Source organism: Rossellomorea aquimaris, from assembly GCF_001877785.1.
Taxonomy (GTDB): Bacteria; Bacillota; Bacilli; order Bacillales; family Bacillaceae_B; genus Rossellomorea; species Rossellomorea aquimaris_A.
On sequence record NZ_MINN01000074.1, the window covers coordinates 699364 to 722814 of the forward strand.

Below are 23451 nucleotides of genomic sequence, written 5' to 3' on the forward strand. Positions count from 1 at the left end.
TACTATCACCCGCTTTCCGTTTCAGCGGCATACTCGACAATCAGGACGGTGATATTATCTTCCCCGCCGTAATCGTTTGCCAAATGAACGAGCTTCTCGCCTTTTTTCTCGAGAGAGTCATCATTTGATAAGATCTCTTTCATTTCTTGTTCTGAAACTTTATTCGATAAACCATCTGAGCATAAAAGCAAAACATCATCATCTTCAAACATGATCGTCTTAATATCCATCGTGATTGAGGTTTCAGTCCCGATCGCTCTCAAGATCACATTTTTCCTTGGATGGTGCTCGGCATCTTCCTTGGAGATTTCACCGCTTCTGACCAGTTCATTCACTAAAGTATGGTCCTCTGTCAGTTGATGAAATCCGTTTTCATTTAAAATATAACCCCTGCTGTCACCTATGTTGACAATGGTTGCAAACAGGGAAGTGCAGATCGCACCAACCAGCGTCGTTCCCATCCCTTCACATTCACTATGGGATTGAGAATAACTATAAACTTCTTTATTTACTTCGTTAATAGTCGTTTTTAACCAATTTTCAGCCTGGTCTGCAGTCTCGAATTTCTCCGTATTTTTCCACATGTCCTTCAAGCTTGTAATAGCCAATTGACTTGCCACATCTCCTGCACGATGTCCGCCCATACCATCCGCTACAACTGCGAGATAGTCTCCATGTGAATTTTTGAATACATCGACACTGTCTTCGTTATGTTGACGCACTTTCCCTTTATCCGTATAAAAAACAGTTTTCACTAGGTCACCTCTTCTCTTCTTTCCGCTCCCCTATGCAGAAGCTCCATCATCTTTTCCCGCCGTCCTGTTCATTACAAGGACCAAAAGACCCTCACGATGGGAAATGAAAAAATGGAACATAACATTATTACAATTTTCCCATAAAGTTATGCCGTACTTCTAGTAAATGTACGACTAATATCTGACGTTTTCCTGCTTGTAAAATACAAAATCTTTCAAAATACGATCGTTTTCGTTTTAAGAACCCGTTTTGATGAAGCTGGAAATGTAAAAACCGTCGCCTCCAAAATCCTGCGGAAATATTTGAAGTTCATTGCCTTCTGTAAAAGCTTGTACTGCCTCAGGAAGATTTTTAAGAGGATATGCTTCGAATTCAGGATGGTCACTCAAGAAAGAGCGGATTGTCCCCTCATTTTCATTCTTGTCTACTGTGCATGTACTGTATACCAAAACCCCGCCGTCTTTCAGCAGGGGGGCAACCGCTGATAATATGTCGAGTTGAATTTTTTGAAGAGAAAGCAGATCTGCTTCTTTCTTTGCATATTTGATATCAGGTTTTCGTCGAAGCACCCCGAGACCGGAACAAGGAGCATCAACCAAGATCCGGTCGAAGCTTCCCTCCTTGAACTTCTCACCGGCTTTTCTGCTGTCCAGCGTATCCGTGAAAACATTTGCAAGTCCGAGCCGTGATGCGTTCTCATCAATCAGCTTGACTTTATGCTTGTGCAAGTCAAGGGCCTGAACTTCTCCGGTCCCTCCAAGAAGTTCAGCGATATGAGTCGTTTTACCGCCAGGTGCGGCGCATGCATCCAAGACCTTCATGTCCTTCTTTACATCAAGGGCATGTGCCACCAGCATGGAGCTCTCATCCTGGATGGTCAGCTCTCCGTTCCGGTAAGCTTCCGTCTTCACCAGATTTCCTCGCACTGTTTGAACAGCTTCTCCAGCGACTGGACTCGGCTTCACTTCTATGCCTTCTCCACTTAAGTTATGTATAAGTTCATTCCTGGACAACTTTGTTACATTGACACGTGCTGTCTGTTTTGGAGCAACCAAATTCATTTCGCACATTTCCCTTGTCTTTTCCAATCCAAATTGATCCGTCCAGCGTTTCACCAGCCAGAAGGGATGACTTGTTTCTATAGAAACCCTTTCGATCGGATCTTTAATCTCTTCCAGGGAAGGAACCCCTTTTCTTTGAATCGAACGCAGGACGCCGTTCACCAATCCAGAAATCCCTTTATGTCCCCTTTTCTTTGCAATTTCGACTGCTTCATGCAGCACCGCTCTATCAGGGATGCGGTCAAGATAGACAATCTGGTAAAGTGATAACCTTAATAAATGGCGGACCCAGTCATCAAGCTTTCCCTTTATGAAGGGGGCAAGAAAATAATCCAATGTCAGTTTTCTCTGTATCGTTCCGTATGTCAGTTCCGTCAAGAGGCCGATATCTTTTTGGGGAAGCTCATTCTTTTCAATCACAGAGTTCAATAACAGATTGCTGTATGATTGATTCTTCTCGACTGCCTCAATGACGTCCAGTGCAGCTTCCCTCACACTTTTCTTTTTTTTACTCATCTTATTCTCCTAACTTCATTCCTTCTTCTAAATGAGCACCTGCTCCACGGAGGTAGTCGACAGCACTCATCCTTTTCTTTCCTGAAGGCTGCAGGTCTGTTATTTTTATCGCTGTTTCATTCCCGGTCGAAACGATGAAGCCGTCCTTTTCAATCCCGGTGATTTCCCCAGGCCTTGAAGAATGACTGCTGACTTTTTCACCCCACCATATCTTCAGGACCGTGCCGTCCATTGTGGTATAGGCAACCGGCCAAGGATGCATCCCCCTGATATGGTTATAGATTTCTTCTCCTGATGCCGACCAGTCGATCTTTTCTTGTTCTCTCTTGATATTGCGGGCAAAGGTCGCCTTTGAATCATCCTGTTTCACCGGGGTCAGCTTTCCTGCCAATAGGTCAGGCAGGGTCTCGATCAGAAGCTTGGAACCGGCAGCACTCAGTTTATCATGCAGAGTGCCAACATGATCTTTTTCTTCAATTTCAACTTCAACCTGACTGATCATGTCACCCGCATCCAGCTTCTCAACCATATACATGATCGTGACACCTGTTTTTTCCTTGCCCTGAATAATGGAGTAGTGAATCGGCGCTCCGCCTCTCAGCTCTGGGAGCAGGGAGGCATGGACATTGATACAACCGTATTCTGGTGCTTCCAGCAGTTCCTTGGGAAGGATCTGGCCGAATGCAGCGGTTACGATCAGGTCTGGGTTCAATGCAAGTATTTCATCCAAATCCTCTTGATTCCTGATTTTCTCAGGTTGATAAACCGGGATACCGTGCTTCATTGCCTCTGCTTTAACAGGCGGGGGTGTCAATACACGCTTCCTTCCGACCGGTCTGTCCGGCTGCGTGACCACTGCTGTAACTTCATAATTTTCCTCGAGCAATGCCTGTAAGACCGGTACTGAAAAATCAGGTGTTCCCATAAAAACAATCTTTGTCATTCCGCTTCATACCTTTCCAGTTCTTCTTCACTAATATATTTTTCTATTTTCGTTGTGAAAAGGACCCCATGCAGATGATCGATTTCGTGCTGTATGGCGCGTGCCAGGAAATCTTTTGCATAAAATTCCACAAGCTTACCTTTTCGGTTATACGTACGCACTTTGATCGATGAAGGACGTGAAACCTCTCCATACAGACCTGGAAAACTGAGGCAGCCTTCGAGATCGGTCTGTGTCCCATCAGTCTCTGCGATCTCGGGATTGATTAACTCGATCGTTCCGGTGTCATCACCGATATCGACAATGGCAACCTGCAGATCGACACCTACCTGCGGGGCTGCGAGCCCGACGCCGTCTGCTTCGATCATTGTGTCATACATATTATTGAGTAGTTTTTTTAGTTTCTTATCGAATGCAGTTACCTTCTCACATTCTTTTTCCAAAATCGGATCAGGATGCATTACAATCGGTAGTATAGCCATGGATATCCTCGACTTTCTATAGTACTTTACATCATCATATAAGGGTTCACATCAATGGAGATCGTTAACCCTCCGGATGCAAATTGCTGCTGAAATTGATCCAGCACTGTTTTAAGTGTGGGAGTGAGATTCGGTTCCCGCTTGTATTTTATCAAACATTGGTAACGATATCTATTTTTTATCCGGGGGATCGGAGAAGCTGCAGGACCAAGGATGATCGTGGAATCGGACAGGCGAGCCCGGACATAAGCGGATAATCTTTCCGCGATTCCAACGACTTTCATCAAATCTTCGTGACTCAATGTAATCATGGTGATGTAATAGAAAGGCGGATATGCTCCCATTTTCCTCATTGCCATCTCTTGCAAATAAAACCGGTCAAAATCGTGCTCTGCCGCCAATTCGATTGAATAGTGCTCGGGAGTATATGTTTGAACCACCACTTCCCCCGGCAGTGTGTGCCTGCCGGCTCGTCCGCTTACCTGGGTCAGGAGCTGAAAGGTCTTTTCTGCTGCACGGAAATCAGGTAAATGAAGCATTGTATCTGCACTCAGGACACCGACCAAAGTGATATTCGGAAAATCAAGACCTTTGGCGATCATTTGAGTGCCAAGAAGGATATCTGCCTTTCCTTCCCCGAATGCGGTAAGCAGCTTCTCGTGCGATCCCTTCCTGCTGGTTGTATCGACATCCATCCGGATGATCCTTGCCCCCGGAAGAAGTTTAGTAAGCTCCTCTTCCACCTTTTGTGTCCCGGTTCCGAAATAGCGGATATGTTCACTGGTGCATTCCGGACAAGTATTCGGCACACCTTCTTCATAACCGCAATAGTGGCATTTCATCCCATTTGAAAAGCGATGGTACGTCAGTGAAATATCACAATTCGGGCATTGGACGACAAAACCGCAGTCCCTGCACATAATAAATGATGAATGGCCTCTTCTGTTTAAGAAAAGTACAGTTTGTTCCCCTTTTTCGAGGCGAGTCTGAAGCTTATCAAACAGTTCCTGCGAGAACATTGAACGATTTCCGTTCCTTAATTCCTCCCTCATATCCACGACCGATACTTTAGGGAGATCCCCGTCATTCATCCGCTTATTTAGCGTCAACAATTGATAGACCCCTTTTGATGCACGGGCAAATGACTCCAGAGAAGGAGTCGCGCTCCCCAGGATGACGGGGCATTTATGGGTCTCCGCCCTCTGCACCGCTACATCCCTTGCATGGTAGCGGGGGTTTTCTTCCTGCTTGTAGCTTGTCTCGTGTTCTTCATCGATGATGATGATTCCGATGTTTTCAAATGGGGCAAATATAGCCGACCTTGCCCCCACCACGACTTTCACTTCTTTCCTCTGGATCTTTCTCCATTCATCATATTTCTCCCCTACCGATAAGCCGCTGTGAAGGACGGCAACATCATCACCGAACCTCCCTTTGAAGCGATGGACCATTTGCGGGGTAAGGGAAATCTCGGGCACCAGCACAATCGCTTCTTTTCCTTCTTCCAATACCCGCTGGATGGATTGAAGATAAATTTCTGTTTTACCGCTTCCTGTCACCCCATAAAGAAGAAACGTCCGATGAAGGTTTTGATCGATCACGTCCAGGACCGGTTTGATTGCCTGGGACTGCTGCTCCGTCAGAGGCAGGGGAGAAGTCTGTTCAAATAACCGGTCTTCAAATGGATCACGGTATACTTCTTCCTCTTTTTCGACCAGCAGATCTTTTTTCACAAGCGTTTTGATTGTGGACGCTGTCGTCCCGGCACTTTCAATGATTTGATTAACGAGCAAAGGTGTACCGTCACTTGACGCATTGGAAATATAGCGCAGGACTTCTTTTTGTTTGCTGGCTTGGGGTGGCAGGCTTTCAAGAATCCCTTCAAGCTGATCCCTTTCAAAAGAAGGAAGTATTTTCCTTACGGTTTTTTTCTTTCCTCTGGCTTTGACTTTATAAACGACATCAACTTTCCCTTGTTTTACCTGTTTTTGGATGAGTGGAAGAAACCCCGCCTCATGGGCGGTCTTCCAGGAGGCTTCCCTGCTTTTCCTAAATAAACCGGATAAGGGGGCAGGCAGTTCTTCCAAGCTTGTCATGTCTTCCAACCTGAAAAACTTCTCATATTTTGCTTTCATGGCCGCAGGGAGCATCGCTTGAAACGCAGATATTTTAAAGCATAAGGTTCTTTCAGTGAGCCAGTTCCCCAATAATAGAAGCTCTTCGTTCAGCACAGGTACTAGATCCATTGGTTCAGAGATTGCTTTCAGCTTTGAAACCTCACTTTTTTCTTTAAGTTCCATCACGAATCCCTGAATTTTCCTAGGACCAAATGGGACCACGACTCTCATTCCCGGTAAAATGCTTCCCATCCATTCTTCAGGTACAAGGTAATCGTAAGTGCGGTCTGTCTGCATGGCTGGAACATCTACTATGACACTAGCTACGTTCTTCATGCTGACCCCTCATTTGCTGAACGGCTGCCTTGAAGATTTCCTTTGAAGCTTCCTGTTTTGAAAGCAGCGGCAAGTGACGGACTGAATCCGCCGTGATAATGGATACCTTATTCGTATCTGTTCCAAAGCCCGAACCGGCTTCTTTCACATTATTCGCAATGATCATATCCGCATTTTTCTTATGCAGCTTCGCTTGCGCATATTCTTCTACATTCGTTGTTTCCGCTGCAAACCCGATTAAAAATTGTCCATCTTTACGTTCGCCAAGACTTTTAAGAATATCCCTGGTCCGTTCAAATTCCAGCACCAGACTGCCTTCCTTCTTCTTTAATTTTTGATCGAGGATTTCTTTAGGCCTATAATCTGCTACCGCCGCACTCTTGACCACGATATCTGCTTGATTGAATACGGAATGGACGGCCTCATACATTTCCTCCGCAGAATTCACTTGTATAAAATGGGCTCCTCTTGGCGGGGATAAATCAGTGGGACCGGAAATCAATGTCACTTCCCCTCCGAGCTGCAAAGCGGCCTCTGCCAATGCATAGCCCATCTTTCCCGTTGACCGGTTGGAGAAGAAGCGGACAGGATCCACCATTTCCCTTGTCGGGCCGGCAGTAATCACAATGCGTTTCCCTTCAAGCAGCCTTTGTTCCGTCATCTTTTCCGTGAAGTGGTCATGGATGAGTTCAACGATCCTTTCGGGTTCCTCAAGTCTTCCTTTCCCGACATACCCGCAGGCTAAATAACCTTCGCCGGGTTCTATAAAGCGGCACCCGTCATCATACAGCCTCTGGATATTCCGCTGTACTGCAGGATGGTCATACATATGTACGTTCATTGCCGGGGCAACCCACACAGGTGCAGTCGTGGCCAGGAGGGTGGTCGAAATCATATCATCCGCAATGCCATTCGACAGCTTTCCAATAATATTCGCAGTCGCCGGGGCAACCAGGACGAGGTCCGGCCAATCGGCCAAATCGATATGTGCTATTTTAGAAGAATCCTTTTCATCAAACGTATCCCAGTAAACATCCTGTCTTGAAAGGGCCTGAAACGTAAGAGGTGTTACAAATTTCTGCGCGGACTCCGTCATGATGATTTTAACCTCCGCACCGCTTTGCACGAGCTTACTTGTCAGAGCCGCGGCTTTATAAACGGCGATCCCACCGGTTACACATAATAGAATCTTTTTCCCCTGATTCATCGAACGTCCCCCCAGTTCTTTATTCTTTCTTATATTATGAAGGATTTTGAGTAAAAAAGAAAATAGGGCTGTCCCGGAAAGATTCATAAAATCTTCCGGGTCAACCCTCGGATTGTTCATAAAGTCGAATTGTCTTTTTTACTCATCAGAGTAAACAGCTTTTTCGTCTCTTTCTTTCATGGATAGTTGACCTGCATGTATCTCTTCAAGCGCTTTTCCTACAAATTTTTGTGAAGAATACTTATCGAGGCGGAAATCACCGGTATCCTGCAGATTTCTGGCACGCTTAGCCGCGACACTTACTAAAGAATATTTGGAATCGATTTTTTTCATTAATGAGTCAATGGATGGATATAACATCTATTCAACCTCCAGCATTTTAATATATCGTTGTTGAACTCTTTCCCGCTTGCAGTGCTCCGCCTGCACGATCGAGTTTATTTTTTCAACGGCGTTTTCAATCTTGTCATTTTCCACAATATAATCATATAAATTCATCATTTCAATTTCTTTCCTGGCAGTGTTCAATCTTCCCTGGATGACTTCATTAGTTTCGGTCCCTCTTGTCACAAGGCGGTTCTGAAGTTCGGAAAGGCTTGGCGGGGCAAGGAAAATGAACAGTCCTTCCGGAAATTTATCCCGTACCTGCTGTGCTCCCTGCACTTCGATTTCAAGGAATACATCCCTGCCGTTATTGATCGTTTCACGTACATAGTCAACAGGCGTGCCGTAATAATTCCCTACAAATTCTGCGTATTCAAGAAGCTTTCCCTGTTCGATCAGCGCCTCAAACTCTTCCCTGGATTTGAAGAAATAATCAATCCCGTCAACTTCACCTTCCCGCGGCTTGCGGGTCGTCATTGAAATGGAATATTCAAATTTCGTATCTTCCTGGGAAAAAATCGCTTTACGCACTGTCCCTTTGCCGACTCCGGATGGTCCGGAAAGTACGATCAGCAATCCTTTTTCATTCATTTATTTACCCTGCCCTTCTTCTTGCAAATCATCTTTATCTGTTAAGCGGTGAGCAACGGTTTCCGGTTGGACAGCCGACAGAATCACGTGATCGCTGTCTGTGATGATGACTGCCCTCGTTCTCCTTCCATATGTAGCATCCACTAAAGTACCCCGGTCCCTTGCATCTTGAATCAGACGCTTGATCGGCGCAGATTCAGGACTTACAATCGAAATGATCCGGTTAGCTGATACAATATTGCCAAATCCTATATTGATGAGCTTAATAGACATGACGCTCCTCCTAATCAATAGCTTAGTTTCTCCGTATGGTGGATAAACTAAACTTGTTATTCAACATTTTGTACTTGTTCCCGAAGCTTTTCTAGCGTTGACTTCAACTCTACCACCAATGCCGTGATGCTGGAATCATTCGACTTGGAACCAATGGTGTTCACTTCCCTGTTCATCTCCTGTATCAAGAAATCCAGTTTTCGGCCAATGGGTTCACCGAGAACCAAAGTAGAACGGAAATAAAGGATGTGGCTTTTCAAGCGGGTCAATTCTTCCGTGATATCCGACTTGTCCGCCATGATGGCCACTTCATTCATCAAACGGGCTTCATCAATCGCACCTTCACTGTATTCCGTCATTTTCTTTTTGAGTCGGTCCCTGTATTCAATGATGACACGCGGAGAAATACCGCTGAGTTCGGAAACTTTTTGTTCGAATTGATTCAAGTGAAGGTGGAAGTCCTCTTCAAGGGCCTCCCCTTCTTTCAGCCTCATTTCCTTTAATTCCTTTGCTGCCATGAGCACAGCATTCAATACCATTTGTTCAAGTTCTTCGTTTTCTTCTTCCATCTCTTCAATCGTAATGAACTCTTCCCGTGATAATAACTGATCTAGTTCCACTTCACCCTTCAAGGAGAAGCGGTGTTTGACTTCATGTACTAACTGATAATAATCTTGAATGAGTTTCCAGTCAATATGCAGATTCCTATGTACAAGACCCTCACCGGAAATGGTGATGAAAATATCCACCTTCCCTCTCTTGATAAATCCTGAAATCTGTTTCTTGATTTTTTCTTCAAGCTTCATCAGCTGCCTCGGCAGCCTTATCGTACATTCATGAAATCGGTGATTCACCGATTTCATTTCGACTGTTACAGTATGTAGTCCAGAATCCAGATTGCTTCTTCCAAAGCCTGTCATGCTGACAACCATTACGCTCACTTCCAATCCCTGTGTATTAGTGTATGTAATGTTGTTCGATATGTATAAAAACTCCCGGCTTACTTTCTTGGCGGGAATCAAAATGAACAGTCGGAAAATATGAAAAAAGGTAATAGAGGACAAAACTCTATTACCTTTTGGATTATACCACATTCCACTATTTTTTTCTTGCAAAAAATGACCCCGCCAGCAAAAACGTAGGTACCGAGCTTAAACCGATGATAAGCATCCAGTCCTTCAGTTCGATCGGGACGGTATGGAAAATCGGCTGCAGGGACGGGATGTAAATGACCAGCAGCATCAATACAAGCGATGAAAGGACGGCCCAGACAAGATACATATTGCCGAAAGGATTCCTGGAAAATACCGATACTTCACTGCGGCAGTCGAATACATGAATCAATTGAGCCATTACCAACGTTGCAAAAGCCACTGTTTGGGCATATGCAAGATGATCTGGATGAGCCTTGTAAGCGAGTATGAATGCGAAGAGGGTGACAAGACCGATCAGGAACCCCCTTGAAACCACCTTCCATCCTAGGCCTCTAGCAAATACTCCTTCATTCATGTTCCGCGGTCTTCTCTTCATTACATCATCTTCCGGTTTATCAAGCCCAAGGGCCATTGCCGGGAGTCCGTCAGTGACAAGATTGACCCATAATATCTGAATAGGTACAAGCGGAAGCGGAAGTGCCAGCAGCATGGCAAAGAGCATGACCAGGATTTCCCCTACATTGGATGCGAGGAGGTACCTGATGAACTTCCTGATATTTTCATATATGTTGCGCCCTTCCTGAATGGCAGATTTTATCGTTGCAAAATTATCATCGAGAAGTACAAGTGAAGATGATTCCTTTGCCACGTCCGTTCCGGTAATCCCCATAGCCACTCCGATATCAGCTGATTTTATCGCCGGGGCATCATTCACGCCATCCCCTGTCATGGCAACCACATGCCCCCGGTTCTGTAATGCCTTGACAATTTTTAATTTATGCTCGGGGGAGACACGGGCAAATACAGAGACATCTTCTACTACTTCCTGCAGTTCTTCCACGTCCATTTCATTCAGGGCTTTACCATCGAGCACTTTATCATTCTTTTTCAAAATACCTAACTGGGCGGCGATGGCTTTTGCGGTCAAGACATGGTCTCCCGTTATCATTACCGTTTTAATCCCTGCAGCCTTACATTCCCCGACTGCCTGCTTCACTTCCGGCCTTGGCGGATCGATCATGCCTTGCAGCCCGATGAAAGTAAATCCTTCTTCCACGTCTTTTTCATTTAAAGTTTCAGCTTTTATACCGTTTAACGGTTTATAAGCAATCGCGATATTTCTAAGGGCATTTGATGACATTTCACCGATTGCCGACTCTACCTCTTTAAACAAATCAACCGTTTTCATTTGAAGCCTGTCATCCCAGAGGATGGACTCACTTTTGGCAGCAAGCACATCAGGGGCTCCTTTTGTTACCGAAAATTGTTTTCCATTTTGATCGATTACGATGACGCTCATCATCTTCCTAGTAGAATCAAAGGGAAACTCTTTTATGACTTTAAATTTTTGAAGCAGGGTTTCCCTGTTTAATCCAGCTTTTAATCCGGCGACCAGCAGGGCCCCTTCAGTAGGGTCGCCATCCACTGCAAAGCTATTATCCCTGGTGACTATTTCAGCGTGATTACAGAGCATCCCGAATGTCAGCAACTGATTGAGAGCTTTCTGGTTATTCGGCGAAACCTTTTCCTCACCGCTGTAAAACTGCCCATCCGGTTCGTAACCTGTACCGGTTACAGACCAGGTCCTTCCTCCGCTCCACAGATGTGTGACGGTCATCTTATTCTGAGTAAGGGTCCCTGTCTTATCTGAACAGATAACTGAAGCACAGCCCAGGGTTTCCACAGCAGGAAGCTTTCTGACGATCGCTTTCTTTTTAATCATTCTCTGTACACCCAGTGACAGGGCTACCGTCACGATCGCAGGAAGGCCTTCCGGTATGGCTGCCACAGCCAGCGACACACCCGCCAGGAACATTGTATAAATATCATGGCCCTGGATCACTCCGACTCCTACAACGAGGGCAGTAAGGATCAAAGCGACGGTAATGAGGATCTTTCCTAATTCTTCAAGTCTCCGCTGCAAAGGCGTGACCATAGATTCCGCTTTTTGAAGCATATCCGCAATCTGGCCCATCGCCGTTTTCATTCCGATTGCCGTTACGACACCTGCACCGTTCCCCCTGGTAACCATGGTTCCCATGAAAGCCATATTCTCCAGATCCCCAAGACTGGCATGATCCCCTGTGACTGGGTTAGTGGACTTCGCAACAGGAACTGATTCACCCGTTAAAGCAGATTCTTCAATTTCAAGGTTATTGGCATTGATGAGGCGGACATCCGCCCCTATACGGTCTCCGCTCCCAAAGCGGATAATGTCCCCTACGGTCACTTCCCTGGAAAGGATTTTAACCCAGCTTCCATCACGCAGGACGTTCACCTGGGGGGCCGACAGCTCTTTAAGTGCCTGCAGCGATTTTTCAGCTTTGCGTTCCTGAAAGAACCCGAGGAATCCGTTGATAAGCACTATTGCAATGATGGCTACCGCATCAATATATTCTCCCAACAGACCTGAAATAAGGGTGGCCGCCAATAAAACAAGTACCATGAAATCTTTAAATTGGCTGAAGAACAATAATAAATTTGATTGTCTTTCCGCTTCTTCAAGTTGGTTATAGCCGAATTGTTTCCGTCTTTGGGATACATCTTCTTCTGATAATCCATTGGTATAATTAGTGTTCAATGACTTTTCTATATCTTCCTGTCTCATCTCATGATATTTCATTCAACCAATTCACTCTCCTCCTACGATAACGAAAAGTTGTTCTTCTCTTAGCATTCTTATTCAGACTCGTCCTAAAAAATGATATGATTTAATTATGAATTTTAGGCTTGGCAGAATTAATCGCCATTGTTTCTTAGGAAGTCATCGGTGCTGATCACCGCTGTTGGTTTCCGTGCGAGACTTCGCTTTCCGCGGGTGACCCGTGAGCCTCCTCGGCTTCGCCTGCGGGGTCTCACTTTGGCCACTTCTCCCGCAGGAGTCTTCGTCTCGCACTCCAACCAACAGCTGGAGACGGTAGGATATTTAGCACGAGATTAACTTAGCGCAAGCTGGTAAGTATTAAAGATTTAGAAGCAATAATTAGACAAACAGCAACGAAAATTATTTTTTTTTGATATTCTAACTAAGAAAAATGATAAGGTTGATTCTATATTGATTAATAGAGAGTGGATTGGAGCGGAAGGCACTTGACTCCGACGGGAATTAGAGGAAAGATCGAGACCCCGCAGGCGGAACGCCGAGGAGGCTCGACTTCCTCCCCGCGGAAAGCAAGTGCCTGGAGCGCAAAGAAACGGTCAATGATAAAAAATCAGTAAATATAAAGATTTTCAAGAGATTATATAAAAATACGTTATTTTGAAGAGGATGTTGGTTATGTCATTTGATGGATTGTTTACGAGAGCTATGACGAAGGAATTGAAGGATGGGGTGATGAACGGGAGGATCAATAAGATTCATCAGCCTTATAAGAATGAGATCATCATGATCGTGCGGGCGAACGGTAAGAACCATAAGCTTCTCTTATCCGCCCACCCGAGTTATTCAAGGGTTCAGATTACTCAAGAAGATTATGAGAACCCGTCAGTCCCTCCTATGTTCTGCATGCTTCTCCGCAAGCATCTGGAAGGGTATTTCATTGAAGATATCAAACAATCGGGACTCGACCGGATGATTGTTTTTGAAGTAAAAGGACGAAATGAAATCGGGGATGTATCCTATAAACAGCTGATTATTGAAATAATGGGAAGGCACAGCAATATCATATTAGTCGATAAAGGAAGAAATATGATCCTGGACAGCATCAAGCATATTTCTCCGAGCATGAATACGCACCGGACCGTATTACCTGGACATGAGTATGTCATGCCGCCGAAGCAGGACAAACGAAACCCGCTGGAAGCAACAAGTGAAGACGTGCTGAGGGCCCTCGACTTCAACGCCGGGAAGCTGGATAAACAAATCGTTCATTCATTCGCGGGTATCTCTCCGTTGTTTGCAAAAGAAGTGACTTACCATGCCGGGCTTGGCAAACAGTCTGAAATTGCCCAGTCCTTCCTTGATTTAGTTAGGAAATCCAAAGAAAATCAAGTTTCCCCCACTCTTATCATGGGGGAGAAAGAAATATTCTATTGGACGTCCCTTGAACATGTGGAAGGTGAAAAGCTTGCCTTTTCTTCATTAAGTGAATTGCTGGATCGTTTCTTCTATCAAAAAGCGGCAAGGGATCGCGTAAAACAGCAAGGAAACGACCTGGAGCGGTTTATCCGGAATGAACGGGATAAAAACGTAAATAAAATCGAAAAGCTGAAGCAAACGTTGAAAGATGCCGAACAGGCTGACCGCTTTCAGTTATTAGGCGAACTTCTCACTTCAAATCTATATGCAGTGGAAAGAGGAATGACTGAAGTCAGTGTCGCGAATTACTATGACGAGGACGGGGGGAGCATCACCATCCCTCTTAATCCCCAGAAATCTCCTTCTGAAAATGCTCAGCTTTATTTCTCCCGTTATCAAAAAGCGAAAAATGCGATTGATATTGTGAATGAGCAAATTGAAAAGGCAGAAGAAGAAATCATTTATTTAGAGAGGCTGCTTCAGCAGCTTGAATCAGCCTCCACAAAGGACGTAGAGGAAATACGGGAAGAGTTAGAGGAAGAAGGTTACCTGAGGGCGCGTAAGCAGACGAAAAAGAAGAAATCTAATGGTAAGCCTGTACTTGAAAGCTACACTTCAAGTGACGGAATTCAAATCTTAGTAGGAAAAAACAACAAGCAGAATGATTATTTAACAAATAAATCCGCTGGCCGGGATGAGATTTGGCTGCACACCAAGGATATACCGGGGTCTCATGTGGTGATTAAAAGTAACGACCCTTCCGAACAAACAATCAAAGAAGCAGCCAATATCGCTGCATATTTCAGCAAAGCAAGGGAATCAAGTTCGGTTCCAGTGGATTTCACCACTGTCAGACAGGTCAAGAAGCCAAAGGGAGCAAAGCCCGGGTTTGTCATTTATGAAGGGCAGCAGACAGTTTATGTTACTCCTGATATGGACCTTGTACGTTCATTAAAAGATTGATAAAGGTTGTAAAGAAAAAGCACTATTACCAATTCCCCGGTAATAGTGCTTTTTGGATTAATTTCCCCATGCTTCGGGATTTTCTTTCCAATCATTCAATTTTTCCAACTCTTCTTCCCTGATGATTGAACGCTTGAGTGCCACTTTAAGTAAACTGGAATAATCTGATAATGCATGAGCGTTGATGTTATGTTCTTCGAGCATTGCTTTGCCTTTTTCAAGTTCGTAAGTGAAGATGGCGGCAACCCCCAACACCTCACACCCTGCATCCCTTAATGCTTCAACTGCAGTAATGCAGCTGCCGCCTGTTGATATCAAATCCTCTACTACCACTACTTTTTGGCCTGCAGTGACTTTACCTTCGATTTGATTTCCTTTTCCATGTGCCTTCGCTTTGGATCGGACATAACACATCGGAAGGTTCAGGTTTTCACTTACCCAGGCTGCATGCGGAATCCCTGCTGTTGCAGTACCGGCTATCACTTCAGCTTCGGGAAAGTTTTCTTTTATCATCTCTGAAAGGCCGCTTGAAATCTCTTTTCTCACCGAGGGATGGGACATTGTCAATCTATTATCACAATAGATCGGCGACTTTATCCCGGATGACCATGTAAAAGGCTCTGCAGGATTTAAAAAGACTGCTTCGATGTCTAATAGTTTATTAGCAATTTCTTTTTTCATTTCAAGCCCCCCATTCTTTTACAACTTGTTCATAAGCGAGTTGTGGATTTTCTGCTTTGGTGATGCTTCTTCCGACTACGATTAACGAAGCTCCCATTTCCCTGGCTTTTTCAGGGGTTGTAATTCTTTGCTGATCTCCCTTTTCATCGTCAGATAGTCTGATGCCCGGGGTAACCCTCAAAAAATCCTCCCCGCAATGTTCCTTGATCAGCATGGCTTCGTGAGGTGAACATACCACTCCATCGAGCCCTGACTGTTTTGCGAGACTCGCATAATGCAAGACTGAATCATTGATTGATCGAGCAATCAGCTGTTCATCCCTCATCTGCTTTTCCGAGGTGGATGTTAATTGTGTCACCGCTATCAGTTTTGTACAATTATGATTTGCTGGTCTCCCAGCATCAAGACCTTCCAAAGCCTTTTCCATCATTGCCTTGCCCCCCGCCGCATGGACATTGAGCAGTTCCAGATCATATTGGGCAAGACCCTTCATCGCCCCATACACTGTGTTGGGGATATCGTGGAGTTTCAAATCAAGGAATATACGGTGGTTTTTATTCAATATGTTTTCGATAATGACAGGACCGTTCTGAAGATATAGTTCCATGCCAACTTTTACATTCAAACTCTCATCGAATAATTCCAGAAATGAAGAAGTATCTTTCCACGTCGGAAAATCAAGAGCTATAAATGGTTTTTGATTCATTCTTTCCCCAGCTCCTTCCGGTAAGATCGGAAATATGATTCACTCCAAGTTCATCAAGTAATGCAGGAAGTTCGTTAATGATCCGCTGACATACAAAAGGATCGACGAAATTAGCTGTCCCGACGGCAATCGCACTCGCACCTGCATAAAAATATTCAATGACATCTTCGGCTGTCTGAATGCCGCCCATCCCTATAATCGGAAGGTCTACTGCCTGGCTTACTTCATAGATCATCCTGATTGCAACCGGCTTGATCGCAGGTCCGGATAAACCGCCTGTTTTATTGGCCAATACGGGCTTTGCCGTTTTGATATCCAGTCTCATTCCCAGGAGAGTATTGATCATCGTCAAACCGTCCGCTCCGCCTGCCTCAACTGCCTTGGCCATTTCAACAATGTTGGAGACATTCGGTGAAAGCTTTACATAAAGCGGGACCTCCGACACCTCTTTAACTCTTTCCGTAAGTTCCTTTGCCACTCCCGGAATGGTCCCGAATGCGATTCCGCCCGTTTTAACATTCGGGCATGAAATATTCAGTTCCAGTGCTTTTACATTGGAAGCTGTTGAAATTTCTTTTGCCACTTCAACATAATCTTCCATTTTTGAACCTGCCACATTGGCAATGATTGGGACATCAAATTGGGATAGCCATGGAAGTTCATTGTCCATAACCCCTTTGAGCCCCGGATTTTGAAGCCCGATGGCATTTAACATCCCCCCATTTGTTTCCGCTACACGAGGAGTGGGGTTCCCGAAGCGCGGTTCTTCCGTGGCTGCCTTTATCATGATTGCGCCAAGTTCACTTAAGTCATAGAATTGACTGTACTCGCGTCCAAACCCGAAACACCCTGAAGCCGGCATGACGGGGTTTTTCAGCGATAATCCTGGTAATTCAATTTCCAACCTGCTCATAATTGCACCACCCCTGCCGGAAATACCGGTCCATCACTGCATACTTTCACATAACTGTACCCGGCGGGATCGTCCTGTTTGTGACATACGCATGCAAAACATGCCCCGATTCCGCACCCCATTCTCTCCTCAAGGGAAATGAAGCCGCTTTTCATCTCTAAATTGGATTGCAATGCTTTTAGCATCGGTGTCGGCCCGCATGAAAAATACTCATCAAAATCGGGTGCTTCCTTTTGAATGACATCGGTGACAAACCCTTTTATCCCGAGCGATCCATCCACTGTGGCAATATACGTTTCACCCAGTTCCGCAAATCGCTCTTTATAAAAGCTGACAGACCGGTCTTGAAAACCCAGGATGTGTTTTACTTCCCAACCTTTAGAGGTCAAACTTTTGGAAAGACCGTAGAGGGGAGGAACACCGATTCCCCCGCCTACCAATAATGCGGTCTTATTTTCTCCATCTTCCACCGGGAACCCATTCCCAAGCGGTCCCAGAATGTCGACTGTTCCCCCGATCTCAGCGAGGGATAGAAGCTTTGTCCCCCTGCCTTCCGCACGGTAAATCAATGTCATGCTTTGATCTTCTTGGTTGTGTGCTGCAATGGAGATAGGCCTCCTTAACAGAGGGTCGATCCCCGTCCCGACTTTCACATGGACAAATTGTCCTGGGGCCTTTATTTGATTCACCATTTTCCCTTGAAGGACCAATTCAAAAATATTCTTTGCAATCTGTTCATGGGAAGCCACCTTCATCTGGTCGTTTACGATCATTGATGAACCGCCTTTCTTTTCTCCGGCGACGCCGGCAGTGCCTCTGCCGAGAAGGTCATGGACTCGATGACCCGCAAGATCGCTTCTGCCGTATCTAAAGAAGTTAGACATGGCACTCCATTTTCCACTGATTCTCTCCGGATCCTGAAGCCGTCCCTGGCCGGCTGCTTCCCTTTAGTAAGGGTGTTGATGACAAGCTGTGTCTCTCCGCTTTGAATGATGTCAAGCAGTGTGGGACCCTCAGAACCGATCTTATCTACTTCCTTAACACCAATCCCTGCATTCATCAAGTGTTGAGCGGTTCCCTTCGTTGCTAGGATCTGATAACCGATATTCACGAAGCGTTTCGCTAATAATACCGCTTCTTCCTTGTCTTTATCCGCCACTGTCATCAAGACGGATCCGTGCTCCTTCATTTCCATCCCTGCAGCGACCATGCCTTTGTACAGTGCTTTCTCCAAAGTGGAGTCTTTCCCCATGACTTCCCCTGTGGATTTCATTTCAGGACCCAATGTGATATCCACTCTTCTCAGTTTTGCAAATGAGAATACCGGGACTTTCACATATACTCCCTGCTTTTCAGGGATTAAACCGGACTCATACCCCTGCTCTTTAAGGGAGATGCCAAGGATTGCTTTTGTTGCCATATTCGCCATCGGCACATTTGTGATCTTACTGATGAACGGCACGGTCCTGCTCGAACGCGGGTTCACTTCCAGAACAAAAACCTCACCTTTTGAGATGACGTATTGGATGTTGAGCAGACCGACGATATTCAATCCTTTTGCCAGACGCGCCGTGTAGTCCACCAATGTTTCTTTCTGTTCCTGCGTCAGCTGCTGAGGAGGATACACTGCTATTGAATCCCCGGAGTGTACGCCCGCGCGTTCGATATGCTCCATGATCCCTGGCACCACTACATCGACCCCGTCCGAAATCGCATCCACTTCGATTTCTTTACCGATCAGGTACCTGTCGATCAGTACCGGATGCTGAGGATTGACCTTAACTGCGTTTTCCATGTAGTGAAGAAGTTCTTCTTTTCTGTATACAATCTCCATTGCTCTTCCGCCAAGGACATATGAAGGCCTTACCAGTACTGGATACCCGATTGATTCAGCAATTTCAAGCGCTCCCTCTACAGATACCGCCGTTTTCCCATCCGGCTGCGGTATCCCCAGCTCATTTAGCGTGTGCTCGAATTTGTCGCGGTTTTCGGCACGATCCAGATCTTCGAGGGAAGTACCGAGAATCGTGACTCCCCTTTTCACCAATTCCTCCGCCAGGTTGATCGCAGTTTGTCCTCCGAATTGGACCACTACCCCTTTTGGCTTCTCCAAATCTATGATGTGCATGACATCCTCCACTATCAGAGGTTCGAAATATAACTTATCCGAGATACTGAAGTCCGTGGATACAGTTTCCGGATTGTTGTTTACGATGATCGCCTCATACCCCGCTTCTTTAATTGCCCATACGGAATGGACTGTCGCATAGTCGAATTCCACTCCCTGCCCGATGCGGATGGGACCTGACCCCAGTACAATGACACTTTCTCTTTCAGTGACCCTGGATTCATTCTCTTCCTCGAATGTCCCGTAGAAATATGGTGTCTCTGATTCAAATTCCGCTGCACAAGTATCGACCATTTTGTATACCGGGAGAAGACTGTTTTCCCTTCTCCACTGATAGATTTCATTTTCTGTGCTGTTCCACAGTTTCGCGATCGTAATATCAGCGAAGCCCATACGCTTCGCTTTTTGAGCGATTTCAGGATGAAATGGAGACTCCATCAATTCTTTTTCAAATTCTATAATTCTATTCATTTTATAGAGGAAGAACAGATCGATTTTACTCCACTCATGGATGGTCTCGATCCCGACTCCTCTTCTTATTGCTTCCCCTACATAAAAGAGCCGTTCATCTCCCGCCTTGCGGATCCTCTTTTCAATCCATTGATCCGTCATCTTATCAGCGTCGCTTAACTCAAGATGATAAGTATTGCTCTCAAGCGAGCGGACCGCTTTCAGCAGTGATTCCTCGAATGTCCTGCCGATCGCCATCACTTCACCGGTTGCTTTCATCTGCGTGCCCAGGTTACGTTTGGCTGCTTCAAATTTATCGAAAGGCCAGCGCGGTATTTTTGTCACAACATAATCAAGGGCAGGTTCAAAGGCGGCATACGTTTTACCGGTAACCGGGTTCATCATTTCATCCAGTGTGAGACCGACTGCGATTTTTGCGGCAAGCTTGGCAATCGGATATCCGGTCGCTTTTGATGCAAGTGCGGATGAACGGCTCACCCTCGGATTCACCTCGATGATGTAATACTGAAAACTGTCTGGATCAAGTGCCAGCTGAACATTACAGCCTCCTTCGATCCCAAGCGCACGGATGATTTTCAGGGAGGTGTTCCGCAGCATCTGATATTCCCTGTCGCTCAATGTCTGACTCGGTGCCACAACGATGGAGTCGCCGGTATGAATACCGACAGGATCGATGTTTTCCATGTTACATACGACGATTGCGTTATCGGCACCATCTCTCATCACTTCGTACTCTATTTCTTTAAATCCGGCTATGCTCTTTTCAAGAAGACATTGAGTCACAGGGCTGTATTTTAACCCGGAGCTGACGATTTCGATCAATTCTTCTTCATTGTGGCAGATTCCGCCCCCCGTACCGCCAAGAGTGTAAGCAGGTCTGACGATGACCGGGAATCCCACTCCATCGACAAAATGAAAGGCTTCCTCCACACTGCGTATGATCTCGCTTTCCGGTACCGGCTCATGTAGTTCGTTCATCAGACTCCTGAACAAATCACGGTCTTCGGCTTTCTCGATGGCAGATAGTTTCGTCCCGAGTATTTCAACTCCGCATTCTTCCAGGACTCCTGATTTTGAAAGCTCAACAGCCAGATTCAAGCCAGTCTGTCCACCGAGCGTCGGCAGGACGGCATCCGGGCGTTCTTTACGGATGATCCTGCTGACGAATTCGAGTGTCAAAGGCTCAATATAGACTTTGTCAGCCATTTCAGCGTCGGTCATGATCGTTGCCGGATTGGAGTTGACCAAAATGACCCGGTATCCTTCTTCTTTAAGGGCGATACAGGCCTGGGTCCCCGCATAGTCGAATTCCGCCGCCTGTCCTATGATGATCGGTCCGCTTCCAATTACTAAAATGCTCTTAATGTCTGTACGTTTAGGCATGTTGAAGCTCCTTTCTTTTTTCCTCTTCCATTAATTTCATGAAGTCATCGAATAGATAGTTAGAATCCTCCGGCCCCGGGGAGGCTTCCGGATGATATTGTACAGTGAATGCTGGATAGTCAAGGTGTTTCAATCCTTCAACCGTGTCGTCATTAATTGCGATATGAGTAACTTCGAGCCTTGTTCCTGCAAGGGACTTTTCTTCCACTGCATATCCGTGGTTTTGTGAAGTCAGTGCCACTTTCCCTGTTTTCAAGTCTTTCACCGGATGATTGCCTCCGCGGTGCCCGAACTTCATCTTGAAAGAATCCCCTCCGCAAGCAAGCGCGAATAACTGATGCCCGAGGCAGATTCCAAAGAGAGGAATCTCCCCAATCAGCGATTTGATTGTCTCTATCGCCTGAGGGACGTCTTTCGGATCCCCCGGTCCATTTGACAGCATGATTCCGTCAGGCTGCAGCCTGCGAATTTCTTCTGCTGACGTATTGTAAGGAACGACAATGACGTCGCAATCCCGTTTGTTCAGTTCCCTGAGGATTCCGTGTTTCATTCCAAAGTCCATGAGGACGACCCTGAATCCTCTTCCCGGGCTGGCATAAGCCGTTTTCGTAGAAACCTGCTCTACTTGATCCCTTCTTAGAGAAGACCGCTGAAGTTTCTCAAGCATCTCGTCTGTGTCCATTTCCGCAGAACACAGAATCCCTTTCATGGCACCGTGCTTTCTGATGATGCGCGTCAGCTTCCTTGTATCGATTCCCACAAGCCCCGGGATCCCTTTCACTTTCAGCAGCTCATCGAGCGTCGATTCGTTTCTCCAGTTCGAAGCAAAATCAGCCACTTCCCTCACGATGAATGCTTTGATGGCGGGAGTGATCGATTCAAAGTCGTCCCTGTTGATTCCGTAGTTCCCCACCAGTGGATACGTCAATGTAACAAGCTGTCCGCAATAGGATGGATCCGAAAGAATCTCCTGATAGCCAGTCATACTTGTGTTGAATACAACCTCACCGATCGTTTCTTCATTCGCCCCGAAACCTTCCCCGATGAATACTGTCCCGTCGTCCAATATGAGTTGTCTTTTCATTCTTCATTTCCTCCTTTTCCCCATACAAGGGATCCTTGATAAAATGTGGCTGCAGGCCAGCCTTTGCACTCCCAGCCTTTAAATGGTGTATTTTTCCCCTTGGATACGAATTGACCGGGATCCACCGTTTTCTTCTCTGATAAGTTAACGAGGGTGAAATCAGCTTCCCCTCCGACTTCCAGGCGTCCGAATGGGAGGTTGAAAGCCTTGCTTGGTTTGATCGTCATCCAATCGACTAATTGCTTCAGTGTAAAAATCCCTTTATCAACGAAGTTTGTATAAAGAAGCGGAAATGCTGTTTCAAGTCCTGTAATCCCAAATGGCGCCAGCTGCATTCCCTCTGATTTTTCAGCTTCAGTGTGGGGGGCGTGATCAGTAGCAATGAAATCAATCGTGCCATCCAATAATCCTTCAATCAAAGCTTCCCGATCTTCTTTGCTTCGAAGCGGGGGATTCATCTTGAAATTTGGATCAAGTCCCGGTATATCATCTTCACAAAGAAGGAGGTGATGAGGTGTTACTTCAGCCGTGACATTGATACCGGCCCGTTTTGCGTCCCTTACCACCCTTACCGATTCCTTCGTTGAGATATGACACACATGGTAGTGAACGCCGGCTGCTTCTGCCAGCAGCACATCCCGCGCGATATGTACGGCTTCACACACAGATGGGATCCCGGGGATTTCATGTTTTCTTGAAAATTCACCTTCGTGAACCGCTCCTTTGTTGATGAGTGTGTTCTCTTCACAATGTGCGACAATTGATGCCCCGATGCTTGCTGCCTGTTTCATCGCTTCAAGCATCATCCCTGCAGACTGGACTCCCACACCGTCATCTGTAAAGGCAAATCCTCCATTTTCCTTCAATGCTTTAAAGTCATTCAGCTTCCTGCCCGTCTGTCTTTCAGTGATCGCAGTGTATGGAAGGACGCGTATGCTGGCTTTTTCTGAAATCTTTTCATTCAATGCTTTAAGCGTTTCTTCCGAGTCAGGTACAGGTCTCGTATTAGGCATGGCCGCGATGGTTGTGAAACCACCTTTTGCAGCAGCTTCCGTTCCTGTCTTGATTGTTTCTTTATGTTCTCCTCCCGGCTCCCTCAAATGAACATGGAGGTCGACAAATCCAGGGGATATCAGTAACCCTTCTGCTTCGAATTCCTGATGATCGCCGCTTGTGAGTTCAGCACCCATCGCGGTGATTTTATTTCCTTGGACCTTGATATCAATTTTCTCTGTATCTCCGTTTTCATTTAATATACTTGCGTTCCGAATGATCCAGCTCATC

19 protein-coding genes are annotated in these 23451 nt (G+C 45.8%); 1 reads left to right on the forward strand and 18 read right to left on the reverse strand.

The window, feature by feature from the left end; all coding sequences use genetic code 11:
* Positions 1 to 5: 5 nt before the first annotated feature.
* From BHE18_RS07345 to BHE18_RS07395, 11 genes are all read right to left on the reverse strand, one after another.
* Positions 6 to 755, reverse strand: a complete 750-nt coding sequence (locus BHE18_RS07345; RefSeq protein WP_071617924.1) for a Stp1/IreP family PP2C-type Ser/Thr phosphatase — start codon at positions 753 to 755, stop codon at positions 6 to 8.
* Between the two features lie 237 nt (positions 756 to 992).
* Entirely contained in the window at positions 993 to 2333 is a 1341-nt protein-coding gene (gene rsmB, locus BHE18_RS07350; RefSeq protein ID WP_071617925.1) for a 16S rRNA (cytosine(967)-C(5))-methyltransferase RsmB, read from the reverse strand.
* A 1-nt stretch (position 2334) separates the two neighbouring features.
* Positions 2335 to 3276 (reverse strand): methionyl-tRNA formyltransferase, encoded by a 942-nt coding sequence (gene fmt / locus BHE18_RS07355; protein ID WP_071617926.1) that lies wholly within the window; start codon positions 3274 to 3276, stop codon positions 2335 to 2337.
* Complete coding sequence (gene def / locus BHE18_RS07360) at positions 3273 to 3758, reverse strand: peptide deformylase (RefSeq protein WP_071617927.1); 486 nt, start codon at positions 3756 to 3758, stop codon at positions 3273 to 3275. Before def ends, fmt begins: the two co-directional genes overlap by 4 nt.
* A gap of 26 nt (positions 3759 to 3784) precedes the next feature.
* Positions 3785 to 6211, reverse strand: coding sequence for a primosomal protein N' (gene priA / locus BHE18_RS07365; protein ID WP_071617928.1), 2427 nt, complete (start codon positions 6209 to 6211; stop codon positions 3785 to 3787).
* Positions 6195 to 7418, reverse strand: a complete 1224-nt coding sequence (coaBC, locus tag BHE18_RS07370; RefSeq protein WP_071618274.1) for a bifunctional phosphopantothenoylcysteine decarboxylase/phosphopantothenate--cysteine ligase CoaBC — start codon at positions 7416 to 7418, stop codon at positions 6195 to 6197. Before coaBC ends, priA begins: the two co-directional genes overlap by 17 nt.
* Positions 7419 to 7556: 138 nt before the next feature.
* Entirely contained in the window at positions 7557 to 7778 is a 222-nt protein-coding gene (rpoZ, locus tag BHE18_RS07375) for a DNA-directed RNA polymerase subunit omega (RefSeq protein ID WP_071617929.1), read from the reverse strand.
* Complete coding sequence (gene gmk, locus BHE18_RS07380) at positions 7779 to 8393, reverse strand: guanylate kinase (protein WP_032088889.1); 615 nt, start codon at positions 8391 to 8393, stop codon at positions 7779 to 7781.
* Complete coding sequence (remA, locus tag BHE18_RS07385) at positions 8394 to 8666, reverse strand: extracellular matrix/biofilm regulator RemA (RefSeq protein WP_032088890.1); 273 nt, start codon at positions 8664 to 8666, stop codon at positions 8394 to 8396.
* 56 nt (positions 8667 to 8722) lie between these two features.
* Positions 8723 to 9598 carry a YicC/YloC family endoribonuclease gene (locus BHE18_RS07390; RefSeq protein ID WP_071617930.1) on the reverse strand — a complete coding sequence of 292 codons (876 nt, stop codon included), beginning with the start codon at positions 9596 to 9598 and terminating at the stop codon, positions 8723 to 8725.
* 166 nt (positions 9599 to 9764) lie between these two features.
* Positions 9765 to 12443 carry a cation-translocating P-type ATPase gene (locus BHE18_RS07395; RefSeq protein ID WP_071617931.1) on the reverse strand — a complete coding sequence of 893 codons (2679 nt, stop codon included), beginning with the start codon at positions 12441 to 12443 and terminating at the stop codon, positions 9765 to 9767.
* A gap of 654 nt (positions 12444 to 13097) precedes the next feature.
* Here BHE18_RS07395 and BHE18_RS07400 point away from each other — a divergent pair.
* Positions 13098 to 14801 (forward strand): Rqc2 family fibronectin-binding protein, encoded by a 1704-nt coding sequence (locus BHE18_RS07400; protein WP_071617932.1) that lies wholly within the window; start codon positions 13098 to 13100, stop codon positions 14799 to 14801.
* 57 nt (positions 14802 to 14858) lie between these two features.
* On the opposite strand, the gene pyrE is transcribed toward BHE18_RS07400, so the two are convergent.
* The 7 genes from pyrE to BHE18_RS07435 are packed head-to-tail and all read right to left on the reverse strand — an operon-like array spanning position 14859 to position 23450.
* The gene (pyrE, locus tag BHE18_RS07405; protein ID WP_071617933.1) at positions 14859 to 15482 is read right to left on the reverse strand and encodes an orotate phosphoribosyltransferase; all 624 of its coding nucleotides are present in this window, start codon (positions 15480 to 15482) and stop codon (positions 14859 to 14861) included.
* A gap of 1 nt (position 15483) precedes the next feature.
* Positions 15484 to 16188 (reverse strand): orotidine-5'-phosphate decarboxylase, encoded by a 705-nt coding sequence (pyrF, locus tag BHE18_RS07410; protein WP_071617934.1) that lies wholly within the window; start codon positions 16186 to 16188, stop codon positions 15484 to 15486.
* A complete protein-coding gene (locus tag BHE18_RS07415; RefSeq protein WP_071617935.1) occupies positions 16160 to 17101 on the reverse strand; it encodes a dihydroorotate dehydrogenase in 942 nt (313 codons plus the stop codon). Before BHE18_RS07415 ends, pyrF begins: the two co-directional genes overlap by 29 nt.
* Positions 17098 to 17874 carry a dihydroorotate dehydrogenase electron transfer subunit gene (locus BHE18_RS07420; RefSeq protein ID WP_071617936.1) on the reverse strand — a complete coding sequence of 259 codons (777 nt, stop codon included), beginning with the start codon at positions 17872 to 17874 and terminating at the stop codon, positions 17098 to 17100. Before BHE18_RS07420 ends, BHE18_RS07415 begins: the two co-directional genes overlap by 4 nt.
* Positions 17871 to 21083, reverse strand: a complete 3213-nt coding sequence (gene carB, locus BHE18_RS07425) for a carbamoyl-phosphate synthase large subunit (RefSeq protein WP_071617937.1) — start codon at positions 21081 to 21083, stop codon at positions 17871 to 17873. Before carB ends, BHE18_RS07420 begins: the two co-directional genes overlap by 4 nt.
* Positions 21076 to 22167, reverse strand: a complete 1092-nt coding sequence (locus BHE18_RS07430; RefSeq protein WP_141771822.1) for a carbamoyl phosphate synthase small subunit — start codon at positions 22165 to 22167, stop codon at positions 21076 to 21078. Before BHE18_RS07430 ends, carB begins: the two co-directional genes overlap by 8 nt.
* Positions 22164 to 23450, reverse strand: coding sequence for a dihydroorotase (locus tag BHE18_RS07435; RefSeq protein ID WP_071617938.1), 1287 nt, complete (start codon positions 23448 to 23450; stop codon positions 22164 to 22166). Before BHE18_RS07435 ends, BHE18_RS07430 begins: the two co-directional genes overlap by 4 nt.
* Position 23451 lies beyond the last annotated feature (1 nt).